Genomic DNA, 15,737 nt, shown 5'->3' with positions numbered 1-15,737 from the left:
CCCCTCCTTATTGTCTTAGCCTTGGATCTAAGGAGTCTCTAAGTCCATCTCCTAAAATATTAAAGGCAAGCATAGTAATAGAAATCAAAAGTGCAGGATAGAGTAGTTGGTATGGATGAATTAAAAGCATTTTTGTACCTTTTTCAGCTAATGTCCCCCAACTAGCTGTAGGTTCAGGAATTCCCAATCCTATATAGCTTAGCATAGCTTCAGTGAATATAGCCCCAGGTACTTGGAATGTTAAATTTATAATAATAGGACCCATAGCATTTGGAATTAAATGTTTTAAAATAATTCTTGAAGTATCTGCTCCTAATGTTTGAGCCGCAAGAACAAATTCCATCTGCTTCAATTGAAGTACTTGACCTCTTACTATTCTAGCCATTCCACCCCATCCAGTAATAGATATAGCTAAAATTATAGTTCCCAAACCTTGGCCTAATACTACCATAAGTAAGATTACCCATAACAATACTGGTATTGAGTATATTATTTCTATAATACGCATCATTATTAAATCTGTTCTACCACCAACATAGCCTGATATTCCTCCATAGACAACTCCTATAGTTACATTTATAATTGTAGAAATCAACGCCACAAATAAGGAAATCTTTGCACCATCCCAACATCTTACAAATATATCTCTTCCTAAATCATCAGTTCCAAACCAATGTACACTATCTGGTGCTTTATTTATGGCAGTAAAATCTTGATCATCGTAAGCCCATGGTCTCATAAGAGGACCTATAAATGCCATAACTACAACAACTATTAGTATAATTAAACTCATGATTGCCAATTTATTTTCTTTAAGTCTTCTCCATGCATCTGCCCAATAAGTCAAACTAGGTCTAACTATTTTATCATAATCTTTTTCATCTTTTCCTATCCTTTGAAACATATCCTCAGTAAGTTTCAATCCTTCCACTTGTTCTGTTTTAACTTCTGACATCTTCTTCCCTCCTCTATTCAAGTCTGATTCTTGGATCAACAATACCATAGAATATATCTATTAAGAACATCATCACAACTAATATGACAGCATAGAATACTGTTGTTCCCATGATTAGAGTATAATCTTGATGGGTTATACTTTGAACAAAATGTTTACCTATACCAGGTATAGCAAATATATTTTCTATAACAAATGAACCTACTACTATTCCTGCTATAGAAACGCCTAGTATGGTAACTATAGGAAGAATTGCATTTCTTATAGTATGTCTCCATGTCACTTGAGTACTAGAAAGACCCTTAGCTCTAGCAGTCCTTATATAGTCTTGATTTAATACATCAAGCATACTTGTCCTCATCATCCTAGCTATATAAGCTACATACCCTATACCTAATGCTAAAACTGGCATTACATAATGGGCTGGTGTTCCCCATCTAGCCACAGGAAACCATTTTAATTTAACACCAAAAACATATTGGAACAAGGCTGCAAATACAAAACTTGGTACAGAAACCCCAATTACCGCTAATATTATAACTAAGAAGTCAAAAAATTTAGCCCTATTTAATCCAGCTATAGTTCCAAAGGTTATTCCTACTACAGCTGCAAATATTATAGCTAACATTCCAACCTTGAAAGATACTGGAAATCCTTCCTCTATGATACTATTTACTGACCTATTCTTATACTTCATAGAATCTCCCAGATCTCCCTTTAATATGTTCTTAAGATATTTTCCATATTGGACTACAAGAGGTTGGTCCAGTCCATATTTCTTCTCAAGTTTCTCCATAATCTCTGGTGGAATTTTCTTTTGATCTGTAAATGGATCACCAGGTATAGAGTTCATTAAGAAGAAAGTAATAGTTACTACAACCCAAATAGTAAGAATTGCCATTAAGGCTCTTTTTAAAGTATACTTTAACATTTAATTTTAGCCACCTCCATGTTTAGTTTTTGGAATATTGCGATTATTATATTTGTTCCCTCCCTTCTAAATTTTTAGAATATATCATTTTGATTAAAGGGTTTCCTCTCTTCTTTTATAGAAGCTTGAGCAAACCCTAATAAAAAACTTCCTTAATTCTAATTTTCTGAATCTTTCTATTTTTCCAAATTGGTTATTAGTATTAATAATACTTAATACTTGCAGTTTTTACAATTACAAAACCTTTAAATTTTCATTAACTTTTTGTAACATTAGAATAGATAATATCACTTTTCGTCAATTATTTCAAGTATTAATTTATTTGCTAATTGAGGATTAGCTTTTCCCCTTGTTTCTTTCATTATTTGACCTACCAAGAATCCTAGGGCTCTATCCTTTCCATCTTTATAATCTATTACTGACTGTTCATTTTTCTCTATAACTTTTTCGACAATTTCTTTTAAAGCCCCCTCATCACTTATTTGAATAAGTCCTTTTTCTTTTACTATTTTATTTGGAGATTTTCCTGTATCAAACATATCTCTCAATACTTTTTTCCCTATATTATTACTTATTTTTCCTTCTTCAATAAGTTCTAATAGATCTCCTAAGTCTTTTGGTGTGAATTTTAAATCTTTAATATCTAATTCCTCATCATTAATCCTTCTTAAAACATCTCCCATAACCCAGTTACTTACTTGTTTTGGATCTTTAGAATATTTAACTGTTTCTTCATAAAAAGCTGCTAAAGCTTTTGATTGGGTAAGTACCCCTGCATCATATTCAGGAAGATCATATTCTTTCATGAATCTTTCTTTTTTATCATGAGGAAGTTCTGGTAAATTATTTTTTATATCTTCAATCCATTCTTCTTCTATTTCTAATTTTATTAAATCTGGTTCAGGAAAATATCTATAGTCAGCTGCTCCTTCTTTAATTCTCATAACTATAGTTTCATTATTTACTTCATCCCATCTTCTAGTTTCCTTTAGATTTTCTTTACCTTCTTTTAATAGGGCTATATGTCTTTTTTCTTCATATTCTAAAGCCTTTACAACAGCTTTGAAAGAATTTAAGTTTTTCAATTCACTAATGCTAGTCTTTTTCCCTGTTTCCTCGTCAACTACATTAATATTTACATCGCAACGTAAAGAACCTTCTTCCATCTTTACATCAGATACTTCAATATATTCAAGGGTAGCTTTTAATTTTTCTAAAAACTCTTTAGCTTCCTCTGGAGAATTCATATCTGGTTCTGTTACTATTTCTATTAAAGGTACTCCACTCCTATTATAGTCAAGTAAACTTCCACCATCTTCTGAATGTAATGATTTTCCTGTATCTTCTTCAATATGAATCCTTCTAAGCCTTATTTTTTTAGGTCCATCTTCTTTTTCAATTTCTATGAACCCTCCACTACAAAGGGGTATATCATCTTGGGATATTTGATATCCTTTAACCAAATCTGGATAAAAATAATTTTTCCTATCCATCTTAGTTTCTCTAGCAATTTTTGAATTAAATGCAAGTCCTGTTTTTATACCATATTCTACTACCCTTTTATTTATTACTGGCAATGCCCCAGGAAGTCCTAAACATACTGGACAACAATGAGTATTCGCATCTCCACCAAATTCTGTAGTACAATTGCAAAATATTTTAGAATTTGTCATAAGCTCTGAATGTATTTCAAGACCTATGATAGTTTTATAAGCCATTTTCTTCACTCCTTAAACTTGGTATTTTCATGTCAATACCTCTGTTCTTTTCATAGTTATAAGCAAGTCTCAATATCTTCTCTTCTTCAAATTCATTACCTATTATTTGAAGTCCTACTGGCAGTCCATCTACATATCCACAAGGCACAGATAGTGCACAAGCACCTGCTAAATTTACTGATACGGTAAGTATGTCTGACATATACATAGCCAATGGATCATCTATTTTTTCTCCTATATTGAAAGGTAGTATTGGTGATGTTGGAGCCAATATAATATCGTATTTTTCAAAAGCTTTGTCGAAGTCATTTTTAATTAAAGTTCTTACTTCTTGAGCTTTTCTATAATAAGCATCATAGTACCCACTACTCAAAACATAAGTACCTACCATTATTCTTCTCTTTACTTCTTCTCCAAAACCTTCACTTCTAGAATTTTTATACAACTCTTCTAAATTTGAATACTCAGCTGATCTATATCCAAAATTAACTCCGTCAAATCTTGACAGATTAGAACTGGCTTCTCCATTTGCTATTATATAATAACAAGCTAGTGCATATTCTGTATGAGGAAGTGAAATTTCTTCAACTTCTGCTCCTAAATCTTTTAAAACTTCTACAGCTTCTAATACTTGATTCTTCACCTTTTCATCTACATATTCAGTGAAATATTCCTTTGGAAGGCCTATTTTCATCCCCTTAATATCTTCTTTTAATCTTTTAGTATAATCAACTTTCTCCCTGGAAATAGATGTAGAATCTTTCTTGTCATATCCTGCTAATACATTTAATAAAAGGGCTGCATCTTCTACATTTTTAGCAAAAGGTCCTACTTGATCTAAAGATGAAGCATAGGATACAACTCCATATCTAGATACTAATCCATATGTAGGTTTGATCCCTACAACACCACAAAAACTAGATGGTTGTCTAATAGAGCCACCAGTTTCTGAACCTAAGGCCAATGGAACATCACAAGCTGCCACAGCTGCTGCAGAACCACCACTAGAACCACCTGGTACCTTATTTAAATCATATGGATTTTTTGTAGTTTTAAAATATGATGTTTCAGTAGAAGAACCCATAGCAAACTCATCCATATTAGTTTTACCAATTATAATACCGTCTTCTTTCCTTATATTTTCAATCACTGTAGCATCATAAGGAGGTATATAGTTCTCCAACATTTTAGAGCCACAAGTAGTCTTTAAACCTTTAGTTGAAATATTATCCTTTATAGCTATAGGTATTCCTGACAACATACCTACTTCTTCACCATTTTGTATTTTTCTATCTACTTCTTCTGCAGCTTTAAGTGCTTCATCCTTATTTAATGTAATAAAAGCATCTATCTTATCCTCAACTTCTTCAATTCTATTTAAATAGCACTCTACTACTTCTTTGCTACTTATTTCTTTATTAAGTATCTTTCTTTTCAACTCAGTTGCTGAAAGATTTATTAAATCCAATATACTCACCTCTCTAGTCTAATATTTTAGGCAATTTAAAATAGCCATATTGTTTATCTGGAGCATTTGAAAGAGCTTCTTCATTAGAAAAACTTTCTTCTACTTTATCTTCCCTCATAAGCTGAATATTAGGGTTAACTTGATAAGTAGCCTTTACATTTTCTGTATCTACCTCTTGCAATTTTTCCACATAGCCAATTATTTCTGAAAACTTTTCAGTAAAATCTTCAATTTCCTTTTCATCAAACTTAAGTTTTGCAAGGTTTGCTACATGTTCTATTTCCACTTTAGAAATCATATTTTCTCCTCCTTCTAATCTTACTTAAATGAGATTATGTCTCTATTTTACCACTTATTTAAATAAAAAATCAAATTGTATATTACCTATTATATTTGCCAAGTATCTGATAAGCTTGTTCTTCTTTAGTCATTTTCCCATCTTTATTTAGAATGAAAAAGTACATTGATATTCCTATAACTATCCACACCCCTAAAAGCACCCATTCTGTAGGCCAAGATAATGAAGATGGAAAATATGGTATCAGAATTATACTTAATATAAATAGGCATACAAAAGTTGCTATCCTTTTCACAAATAAATTTTCTTTTTCTAATTTAATAGCTGAAAGACTTATAGATAGCCAAGTTATTACAAAAGCCAACGCTCCTATATTTACAGCAGGTATAAGTCCAGACTTTCCAATAAAAGGTCCCAATATAGAAACAAATCCTGTAAATAATGCTGCTAAATATGGAGTATTATACTTTGGATGGAGTTTCCCAAGCTTACTTGGAAGTAGTCCTCCTCTCCCCATAGCAAACAATATTCTAGTTCCTGCAAAAAAGCAGCCATTCCAAGTACTTAAAAGCCCTAAAATAGCACAAGACATAACTAGATTTTTAAATTTACTTCCAAAAGCACTAGTAAATGCATATAAAGTAGGCATAGAGCTACTTACAGTTTTCTGCCAAGGATTTATTAGTGAAGTAGCTAAAGTAGTTGTACAATAAAATAAAATCCCAACAGCTATAGCAAGAATAATTATTGCCCCTATTTTTTTAATACTCCTATTATCTTTAGCTTCCTCTGCTGCCAATGGAATAGCATCAAAACCTGCCAAAAAAAATGGCGCCATACTTAGTACTTTAAATATAGAAATAAAATTATTTTCATCTGGTGCAAAATAAGGCTTGATATTATTTATACTGCCTTTATATATAGATAAAATTAAAAACACTATAACCAATATTATAATTGTAGTACTTACAACAGTTTGGAAAATCTTTGTAAATTTAACACCCTTATAGTTTAAATAAGTAAATAAAAGAGAAAGTGAAATTCCAACTATTAAAGAGGGTAGATAAATGGTATACCCTCTTATTGTATATAGTGGCAATACTTTAAAACTAGGAAACATGTATTCAATGACTAAAGATACTGAAATAGCTTCATAAGGACATACTATAATATAAGCTAATGCTAAAAACCATCCTGTCATTGTTGCTATAAAAGGTCCAAAAGCCTTATAGGCAAAAGCAATCTCTCCTCCAGCTACTGGCATCTTAGATGTAAGGTCTCCATATACAAGACCTATAGGCATAAGCATTAGACCACAAATGATAAAACCTAGTATTGAAGCTATAGGCCCATGTTTAAGCCATCCTCCAAGAGTAGTTATCCAAGCTGCTCCCCCATATATACCAAAAGCTAAGAAGAAATAGTCTTTAACCCCCATAGTCTTTTTAAGTTCTTTCCTATTATTCATTGTTTTCCTTCTTTCCATTTTCTATATAATTGTCTTTAATTTTTCTTCATCTATTATTTCAATTCCTAATTCCAATGCTTTTTCATACTTTGAACCAGGATTCTCTCCTACTATTACACAGTCGGTTTTTTTACTTACACTTCCTGTCACTTTACCTCCCATATTCTCAACTATTTCCTTTAAATCCCTTCTTCCATATCCATCTATAGTTCCAGTTATAACTACAGTTTTTTCACTAAAGAAAGAATTCTCTACTATTTCTTCCTCTTCATAAACAGGCTTTACTCCTTCACTTAGAAGCTTATCTATTCCTTCTAATAGCTTAGGATCATGGAAAAACTCTATAATACTTTTAGCTATTATATCGCCAATATCTGGAATAGTTATAAGTTCTTCATAGGTAGCGTTAATTATATTGTCTAAAGACTTAAAATGGTCTGCTAGATCTGAAGCTGTTCTCTTTCCTACATTAGGTATTCCCAATGCATATATAAAAGAATCCAATGTAGTGTTCTTGCTATTTTCAATAGCATTAAGTAAATTGTTAGTCTTTTTATCCCCAAACCTTTCTAAATCAATAAGGTCTTCATACTTTAATTCATATATTTCTGGTATATCCGTTAAATTCAATTCTTCAAATAACTGTTCTGCAGTTTTTTCATTAAATCCTTCTATATTCATTGCATCCCTACTAGCAAAATGTACCATTCTAGATACAAGTTGAGGTTTGCAAGTTAGAGAATTTGCACAAAACAAATGGACCCCCTGATGAGCCAATTCACTACCACAAGCAGGGCAATATTCTGGCTTTTCTATTGGGTAAGTTTCTTCTTTAGTATCCATAGTTCCCATTATTTCAGGAATTACATCATTAGACCTCCTAATTAAAACCCTAGAATTCAACCTTACTTTTTTTCTCAATATATCATCCCAATTATTTAAAGTAGCCCTTCTAACTGTTACTCCTCCAATTTCCACTGGTTCCAATATTGCTGTAGGTGTTACCTTTCCAGTACGCCCTACATTCCACTGTACATCTAATAATTTGGTAGTAGTCTCTTCCGCTTCAAATTTATAAGCAATAGCCCACCTTGGAAACTTTAAAGTATATCCTAATACTTCCCGAGTCTTCATATCATCTATCTTTATAACTACACCATCTGTTAATACATCTAGTTCTTTCCTTCTTTCATCTATTTTCTCTATTTCTTCTATTACTTCATCTATAGAGTTACAGATTTTCAAATAATTATTTACAGGAAGTCTATTTTCTTTTAAAAAATCTATCATTTCTATATGGCTTTCAAAACTTCTACCTTCTATATATCCAATATTATAAAAGTAAGCAATAAGATTCCTTTCCTTTGTGACCTTTGGATCCAAGTTCCTAAGAGCACCAGCAGCTGCATTTCTCGCATTTTTTAGTGGCTCTTCATGGGTTCTATTATATTCTTCTAATGCAGATAGAGGCATCAGTCCCTCTCCCTGAATCTCCATTGTACCTTTGAATGGTATCTTCAGCGGTATGGAATTTATAGTCTTTACTTGGGGCAATATAGCTTCCCCTACTACACCATTCCCTCTAGTAGCCCCTTGAACAAGCTCTCCATTTTCATAGGTAAGATTTATTGTTAGTCCATCAAATTTATATTCTGTAATATAAGTAGGTAGTGGAAGTTTATCCTCATGATCCCTATTATAATCACCAATCAGCCTTCTAACCCTTTTATCCCAATTCTTCAATTCTTCTATACTTTGACTTTTATCTAAACTCCAAAGGTTGCCACGATGTATATACTTTTCAAACTTTTCAAGTGGCTCTCCCCCTACCCTTTGAGTAGGGGAATAAGGATAAACTATTCCTGTTTCACTTTCAAGCTTTACTAATTCATCATAAAGTACATCATATTCTTTGTCACTTACCTTTGGATTGTCCAAAGTATAGTAATGATAACTTAAATCATCTATTATATCTATAAGTTCTTTAATTCTAGCCTTCTTATCCATAAACACCACCTCAGTTTAAATTATTTCTATAGGAGCTACAGAAAGTAACAATTTCTTTATCCCTTGCTCCTTAAATGCTACAACTATTTCCATATCTCCACTTTTTTCTTTTACTTGAACTACAGTACCTTCTCCCCATTTTTTATGTCTTACTTTTGAACCAATACTTACATTTTGTTTGTTTTTATTCATTCCTCTTAACTTATCTTTCTTTCCTATTCCCCCAAAACTTAAATTGGAAGTTTTAAACCCTTGGGTATTTAGTCTTTCTTCATTTCCATCTTGAATAATAGCTCTAGGCATTTCTTTTAAAAATCTAGAAGGTGAACTATAAGTTGTATTTCCATATATAGTTCTTAAATTAGCATAAGTTATATATAACACTTCTTCTGCCCTAGTTACAGCCACATAACAAAGCCTTCTTTCTTCTTCTAACTCAGATTCACTATCTAAGGCCCTGCCCATAGGGAATAGACCTTCCTCCATACCAACTAAGAATACTACTGGAAATTCCAATCCTTTAGCACTATGAACTGTAAGCATAGTTACAGACTCATTAGCTTCTTCCATATTGTCTACATCAGATAATAATGAAATATCGGCTAGAAAATCTTCCAATGTACCTTCTTCATTCATCATTTCAAAATCTATAGCTACAGAAATAAACTCTTTAAGGTTTTCTATTCTTGTTGTAGCCTCAATAGTATCTTCCTTTTCTAATTCATCTATATATCCTGTGTCATTGACTACTTCTTCTATAAAATCCTTTAAATCCATAACTTCCTTCATAGCAATAAATTTATTTATCATGTCAGTAAATTTAGTTAGATTGTTTACAGCTCTTTTTGAAAGACCTGGTATATCTTCTACATCCAATATAGCACTATATAAACTTTCTCCAGTTTGAGATGCATAGTTTTCAATCTTCTCTATTGTAGCTGCACCTATTCCTCTCTTAGGTACATTTATAACCCTTCTAAAAGAAATATCGTCTACTGGGTTTTGAATAAGTCTTAAATAAGCGATTATATCCTTTATTTCTTTCCTGTCATAGAATTTTAATCCACCAACTATTTTATAAGATATATTCCGTCTCATAAATACTTCTTCAAAAGCACGAGATTGGGCATTGGTTCTATAAAGAATTGCAAAATCTGACGGTTTATACTTTCCACTATCAACTAGTTCCCTTATAGTTTCAGCTACAAAATTAGCTTCATCCCTTTCATCAAAGGTTTTACTAAGTATAACTGGACTTCCATCTATATTATCTGTCCAGAGTTTCTTATTTTTTCGTTCATTATTATTCTTAATTATAGAATTGGCTACAGTCAATATATTCTTAGTGGAACGATAGTTTTGCTCTAATTTTATTATTTTAGCATCTGGAAAATCCTTCTCAAAATCAAGAATATTCCTTATATCAGCCCCTCTCCACCCGTAAATGGAATTGTGAACTACTACTCCACCAGATATATATTGTCTAAAATGGGGTACTGAAATATCATAAACACAACCTTTATATTCTTCTATATCTACTTCTTTTACTATATCTTCAACTATTTCATCATTTTCAAATACTGCTATACTCATAGTTGGTTTAATATGAGAAGCTGGCATATAATTGAAAATTTCATTCTCTGTCAATCTAGCTCTTCTAAGAACCTCTAAATCATCAGACAATTTTTCAATATCTTTTATATATTCATTAGCTTCATCATATTCTTTTCTTTCCGTTTCAATCCTCCAAGTATCCCTATTCCCATCTCTTACTGGGAATCCTGCATTTCTATACTCCTCTTTTAATCTATCTCCAGTTGTATTGAAATGAATCCTATGACTATGCCATCCTGAATCCTTTCCAGTTTTTCTGCCTCCGAAGAAAGTTAAATTTACAACACGTCTCAGTGTTTCACCTCTTATTACAGCATTAGGTCTATGATGAGGATATTCTTCAAATATTAAAAGATCATCCATCAATTTTATAACATTTTTCTCCGTATCTATTTCATTAAACAATCTATCTATACTTTCCTGAGTTAAAGATAATCTTCTTCCCTTACCATGAAATGCAGTAGTAGGTATTCCATATTTAAAAGAATAAAGTTGTTCATAAAAACAAGCTTCTTCTTTACTTTTACATATTTTTAAAATCCAAACCTTATCTCCATGTTCTTGATTTGTTCTAACCATCAGTCCATTTACATACTGATTTTTTCTTGACCTAACCCCTTGAGTTTGCCCTACCCTATAACCTAATCCTTTTTTATACATTAAATATACAATATAGTTGCCTGGTTGAGGATTTAATTTCCCAAACATAATATGGTTAGGGGTTGTTCTAATAGTTTTACCACTTTCTGTTTTTATCTTTACTACAGGCCCTTCATACTCTTTACGAATCACTTTATTTATACTACCTTCCATTACCTCTCCCCAACCAGAAGGCGAATAAACCCTATCCCCTTCTTTTAAGTTTTCTATAGGTATGTTCCCTTTTGGAGTATTGACTGTCATTCCCTCTACAAGACATTGGTCATCATCGCCAACGACACATAGATTTTTATATCTTCCAGAAAATAATTTTATAAGTTCGTATTGAGCTTTATTTGTATCTTGGTATTCATCTACAAATATATATCTAAACTTCCTTTGATAAAGTTCTAATACATCTGGGTTTGTCCTAAGTAGTTGGATGGTTTTTAAGATTAGATCATCAAAATCTAGTGCGTTGTTCTTCCTCAACTTCTTTTCATAAAGAGCATATATTTTTCCCACAGTTTCATTATAATAGTTTCCTTCATTAGCTTTAATATAAGTATCTGGGCCTTTCATTTTATCTTTTAATGAACTTATTGTACCTAATATAGTCTTTTCCTTAAACATTTCCTTATCTACATTCTGCTCTTTTATACATTCTTTTATAAGGGTCTTTTGATCTGCCGTATCATATATAGTAAAACTTCTATCATATCCTATTTTATTTATATTCATTCTAAGAATCCTTACACATATAGAGTGGAAAGTTCCTATCCAAATATCTTCTATCTTATCCCCTACAAGACTACCTACCCTTTCTTTCATTTCATTAGCAGCCTTGTTTGTAAAAGTAATAGCTAAAATATTGTTTGGAAAAACTTCCTTTTCTTCTATCATGTAAGCTATTCTATGGGTAAGTACCCTAGTCTTTCCCGAACCTGCTCCTGCCAATATAAGAAGAGGCCCTTCTGTATGTAGCACAGCCTCCTTTTGTCTATCATTTAGTCCTTCAACAAAACTCATCTTTTCACCTTCCCATTAAAAATAATCATATCCCATCAATCATATATTCTATTACATTAGAAGACAAATAGAAAGACCATGTACTAAAAACATACATGGTCTTTTTTGAAAAATTATTTATTTTTACTCTTATTTGATTACTATTAATGTCCTGCAATTATTATATTTGAATAAGCTATAAGAAAAGATAATAAAACACCAAATAATATATTGATATTTGCCTCTTTGTTCTTTACTATTTTCTTTAGTAAAGATACAAAGTTTAGAAAAAATAATACTGAAAATATTATATGGCCAAAAAGAAAAAAGGTTGCCATTTTATATCCCCCCAAAAGTTGAATAACTATTAATTTTAAGTATATCAAAAAAATTACTTTAAATATATAATTTCCAAATTACCATGACAGATTATGACAAACTTTACTATATACTCGTTATATAATTACCTTAAAAAGAAAGAGGTGCTTTATATGGGATATTTAATAAGTACATTGGGCGTTTTAGGTAGTGTTTTTGAATTTATTAGCTATATAGTTTTCTTCATACTTGCCTATAGACTTCTACAAGCCATTAAAATATATATTGATAAAAATAAGATGTTGTAAATCCTTCCTTCATATACTGTTTTTTTAATATTTATGATATAATTCTCAGTAGAAAATTTAGTCATAGGAGGTACTAGGATATTGAAAAATAAATCGCTAAAGAAAATATTTAAAACTATAGGCAGTATGCTCTTTGGAGCTATTGGAGGATTTGGAATTATAATGTTCATCAATAATATATCTAAAAATATGGATGTATCTATATTTCCCATGTTAGCAATAATGATATTAACTTTTTATATTTCCATTACACTACATGAACTGGGACATTTTTTCGCTTTCATTTTAAATGGGATACAGATAAGGATGCTTACCATTTCTATATTCTCTTTTATATTTGACGGAGAAAAATGGAGATTAAGATTAAATCGTAATAATATTGGGGTTGGAGGAATTGCAGTTCCAAATCTAACTGTTATCTCCAATGAGGAAGAATTTAAAAAAGCACAAAAAGGCTATGCAAATGCTATAATTGCTGCTCCAATGGTTACTCTTCTACTTGCAATAATAGGAGCTTTATTACTTTTAATTAACTTTTTAAAATATAGAATAATCAATCCATATTTATTAATATTTGGTGGAACTTTGTTATTAATTAATATGTTTTTATTTTTTACTTGTTTTGCAAAGTCTGAAGCTGTATATGGCGATTTTAGTGCATATTCTTTATATAAAAATGATGATTTTTTTGCTGCATTAATGATGTATCAATATGCTATGTTTTCAATAGATTATGAAAACACCCGTATAAATAATAATTATTTAAAGGAAATCCTGCTAAGAGGCTTTGAAGAAAGGGCAAAAGATAGAAAAACAGATTTATTTACAGTTTCATGTGCTACTACCTTTATTGACGAATATCTTATTGGAATAATGGATGAATTACCAAAATCAATAGTATATTATATAGATTATTATTATGAAAATAAAAATCAGATTATAGAAAAACAAGAAACAGAACAACATAGATTATTGTTATTACATATAGCATATTATTTTGAAAAAGAAGGGGAACATGAAAAAGCAGTAGATATATATGATAGTTTCATTAAAACACTATCTAAATCTCCTGTATTTGATTATTGGAAAATTCAAGGGGAACAAATTATTTTTAAAAAAGATAATTCCAAATATTTACTTGATAAAAAAAATATCAAGCCAAGTTCAATATATAGTGTATTTAAACAACTTGATGGCCTTTATCATGATGAATTAATATTGAATCAAATGCCTTAAATTGCCTTGTATGAATAGATATATTGTGTAAAAAATACATATGAGGTGATAGTTTTGAAAGAAAAACAGAAGAATAAAAAAAATGATAAAAACTTTTTTAAACAGATGAATTATGAAATCGCCGCTGAACATGGAATAACTGACAATGAAGATATGAAAGATAATAAAAAATCAAAGAATAAAAATAGGAAAAAATAAACAAAACCCTAGCTATTACTTAATTTGTAATAGCTAGGGTTAATTAACTAAAGCAAGTACAATTAGTATTGTTGCAATTCAACCTTAAATAATTTAATACATAGTTTCTTTATTATAATCATGTGTGATTGTCCAAAATGGTTAAGGGGCTAAATAGATAACGTCAGTTTTGATTATTAAAAGATAGAATTACTGAAATATACTTATTTCTACACTATATTAATATGATATAAGTCCTAGCAAAAAGCAAACAAAAGATACTATTAAAGGCAGATAAAAATGTATATACGATTTTGTATATAAAACGCTAGGTTTATCTATATAATATTTTATACTTTTTATATCTCCAACATCTGCTGCCAGCGACATTTTAAGTTGATTTTCAGAAATATATCTCTTCCCATCCACATAATATTCAAATGTAGCTAACTTTACATTTCTATTCATCATTATCTCTGGAAAAACAAGTTCAATATTTACTATTTTCCCTTGGGTTTCTGCTATTTTATTTCTATCTAAAAATATTGTAATTGATGTTTTTATAGCATATGCCAAAGTCATAATTGATAAGAAGAAAAAGAAAATATTTTCTGTATCCATGCTTTCAACCTCCTATTTTAAAGTAAAGTTCTAATTTGGGGCTAAACTTATTTCATTAGTGTAAAAACCACATGTTTTAATATTATCGTTATAATTCTATATCCATGGAGATAAATTATTCACCTAGGAAACTTGAGCCTAATATAATAATTCTAAAATCTAATAGCTCATATGTACTTCTCTTAATATGTTTTTAATTTAAATAATATTTTTTCAGAAAAAACGGATAGTTTTTGTTGACATTTAATTAATTTGACAAATTTGAATAAAATCATTTTTAGGGAAAATTAAATAAAGTTAATACTTTATAATTATGAAACTTACTCATTCAATATCTCGATTACTTATACATAATGAAATATAATAAGATATAATGAAAATTATTAATGATATTATAAGCAAAATTAGTAAATATAAGGTATAACTTATTTTTATATTTTGAATTTTTATGTTGAAATGTCTTAGAATAAATGCTATAAAAGTTGGTAAAGTTACAAATATCATCATAATGTACTTACAATTATGCGTTCCAAATTTAATCGCTATAGGAATAATAAATGAATTATAAATAATTCCACAAGAAAAACTTAAAATAATATAAAATAATAAATTGTTATTGGTGTTTTTAAAAATTAAATTTAGTAACCCTCCAACTAATGTTACCATTATGGATGATAAAATTGCTAGAATTAGAGCAAGTAGATACTTAGACAAAGTAACCTCACTTACAGATAATAGCATAGCCAGGGTAAGTTTATTCCAATTTGTAGATTCATCAAAGCTAATTGTTTGCAAAACTTGCATTGCAAATAACAAACTAATTGTTAAACTTATGATAGGTATCTAGATAGGCTATACTAAATAGGACAACTAAATTCCGAACAATGATATAATATAAAATATAAAGAATTGGGAGGAATTAAAATGGCAAAAAGGTATACGGAAGATTTCAAAAAACAAATAGTTAGCCT

14 protein-coding genes are annotated in these 15,737 nt (G+C 30.2%); 3 read left to right on the top strand and 11 right to left on the bottom strand.

Features of this window, described 5'->3' with window-relative positions:
- Positions 1–7: 7 nt before the first annotated feature.
- From FYJ27_RS11220 to FYJ27_RS11180, 9 genes are all read right to left on the bottom strand, one after another.
- Positions 8–955: an ABC transporter permease gene (locus FYJ27_RS11220; RefSeq protein WP_154484922.1), complete on the bottom strand. Its 948-nt coding sequence runs from the start codon at positions 953–955 to the stop codon at positions 8–10.
- Positions 956–968: 13 nt separating this feature from the next.
- Positions 969–1,886, bottom strand: a complete 918-nt coding sequence (locus FYJ27_RS11215) for an ABC transporter permease (protein ID WP_154484921.1) — start codon at positions 1,884–1,886, stop codon at positions 969–971.
- A gap of 287 nt (positions 1,887–2,173) precedes the next feature.
- Complete coding sequence (gatB, locus tag FYJ27_RS11210; protein ID WP_154484920.1) at positions 2,174–3,604, bottom strand: Asp-tRNA(Asn)/Glu-tRNA(Gln) amidotransferase subunit GatB; 1,431 nt, start codon at positions 3,602–3,604, stop codon at positions 2,174–2,176.
- A complete protein-coding gene (gatA, locus tag FYJ27_RS11205) occupies positions 3,594–5,072 on the bottom strand; it encodes an Asp-tRNA(Asn)/Glu-tRNA(Gln) amidotransferase subunit GatA (protein ID WP_154484919.1) in 1,479 nt (492 codons plus the stop codon). The genes gatB and gatA overlap by 11 nt, the downstream gene beginning before the upstream one ends.
- Before the next feature lie 13 nt (positions 5,073–5,085).
- Positions 5,086–5,370, bottom strand: a complete 285-nt coding sequence (gene gatC / locus FYJ27_RS11200) for an Asp-tRNA(Asn)/Glu-tRNA(Gln) amidotransferase subunit GatC (protein WP_154484918.1) — start codon at positions 5,368–5,370, stop codon at positions 5,086–5,088.
- An 82-nt stretch (positions 5,371–5,452) separates the two neighbouring features.
- The gene (locus tag FYJ27_RS11195; protein ID WP_195839126.1) at positions 5,453–6,838 is read right to left on the bottom strand and encodes an APC family permease; all 1,386 of its coding nucleotides are present in this window, start codon (positions 6,836–6,838) and stop codon (positions 5,453–5,455) included.
- 21 nt (positions 6,839–6,859) lie between these two features.
- Positions 6,860–8,845 (bottom strand): NAD-dependent DNA ligase LigA, encoded by a 1,986-nt coding sequence (gene ligA, locus FYJ27_RS11190; protein WP_154484916.1) that lies wholly within the window; start codon positions 8,843–8,845, stop codon positions 6,860–6,862.
- Positions 8,846–8,860: 15 nt separating this feature from the next.
- Positions 8,861–12,127 (bottom strand): UvrD-helicase domain-containing protein, encoded by a 3,267-nt coding sequence (locus FYJ27_RS11185; protein ID WP_154484915.1) that lies wholly within the window; start codon positions 12,125–12,127, stop codon positions 8,861–8,863.
- A 143-nt stretch (positions 12,128–12,270) separates the two neighbouring features.
- The gene (locus tag FYJ27_RS11180) at positions 12,271–12,444 is read right to left on the bottom strand and encodes a hypothetical protein (RefSeq protein WP_154484914.1); all 174 of its coding nucleotides are present in this window, start codon (positions 12,442–12,444) and stop codon (positions 12,271–12,273) included.
- 153 nt (positions 12,445–12,597) lie between these two features.
- On the opposite strand from FYJ27_RS11180, the gene FYJ27_RS12965 reads away from it, so the two are divergent.
- The 3 genes from FYJ27_RS12965 to FYJ27_RS11170 all read left to right on the top strand — a co-directional run bounded on the left by FYJ27_RS12965 (position 12,598) and on the right by FYJ27_RS11170 (position 14,166).
- On the top strand, positions 12,598–12,732 hold the full coding sequence (locus FYJ27_RS12965; protein WP_268234926.1) for a hypothetical protein: 135 nt from the start codon (positions 12,598–12,600) through the stop codon (positions 12,730–12,732).
- Between the two features lie 81 nt (positions 12,733–12,813).
- Positions 12,814–13,968, top strand: a complete 1,155-nt coding sequence (locus FYJ27_RS11175; protein ID WP_154484913.1) for a site-2 protease family protein — start codon at positions 12,814–12,816, stop codon at positions 13,966–13,968.
- A 54-nt stretch (positions 13,969–14,022) separates the two neighbouring features.
- Complete coding sequence (locus FYJ27_RS11170; protein WP_154484912.1) at positions 14,023–14,166, top strand: hypothetical protein; 144 nt, start codon at positions 14,023–14,025, stop codon at positions 14,164–14,166.
- A gap of 219 nt (positions 14,167–14,385) precedes the next feature.
- Here FYJ27_RS11170 and FYJ27_RS11165 read toward each other — a convergent pair whose 3' ends face one another.
- Positions 14,386–14,766 carry a hypothetical protein gene (locus tag FYJ27_RS11165; RefSeq protein WP_154484911.1) on the bottom strand — a complete coding sequence of 127 codons (381 nt, stop codon included), beginning with the start codon at positions 14,764–14,766 and terminating at the stop codon, positions 14,386–14,388.
- A 324-nt stretch (positions 14,767–15,090) separates the two neighbouring features.
- The gene (locus FYJ27_RS13105; protein WP_412030657.1) at positions 15,091–15,570 is read right to left on the bottom strand and encodes an ABC-2 transporter permease; all 480 of its coding nucleotides are present in this window, start codon (positions 15,568–15,570) and stop codon (positions 15,091–15,093) included.
- Positions 15,571–15,737 lie beyond the last annotated feature (167 nt).

The organism is Anaerosalibacter bizertensis, assembly GCF_009696605.1.
Lineage (GTDB): Bacteria > Bacillota > Clostridia > Tissierellales > Sporanaerobacteraceae > Anaerosalibacter > Anaerosalibacter bizertensis.
This window is presented reverse-complemented; position numbering and strand designations above follow the sequence as displayed.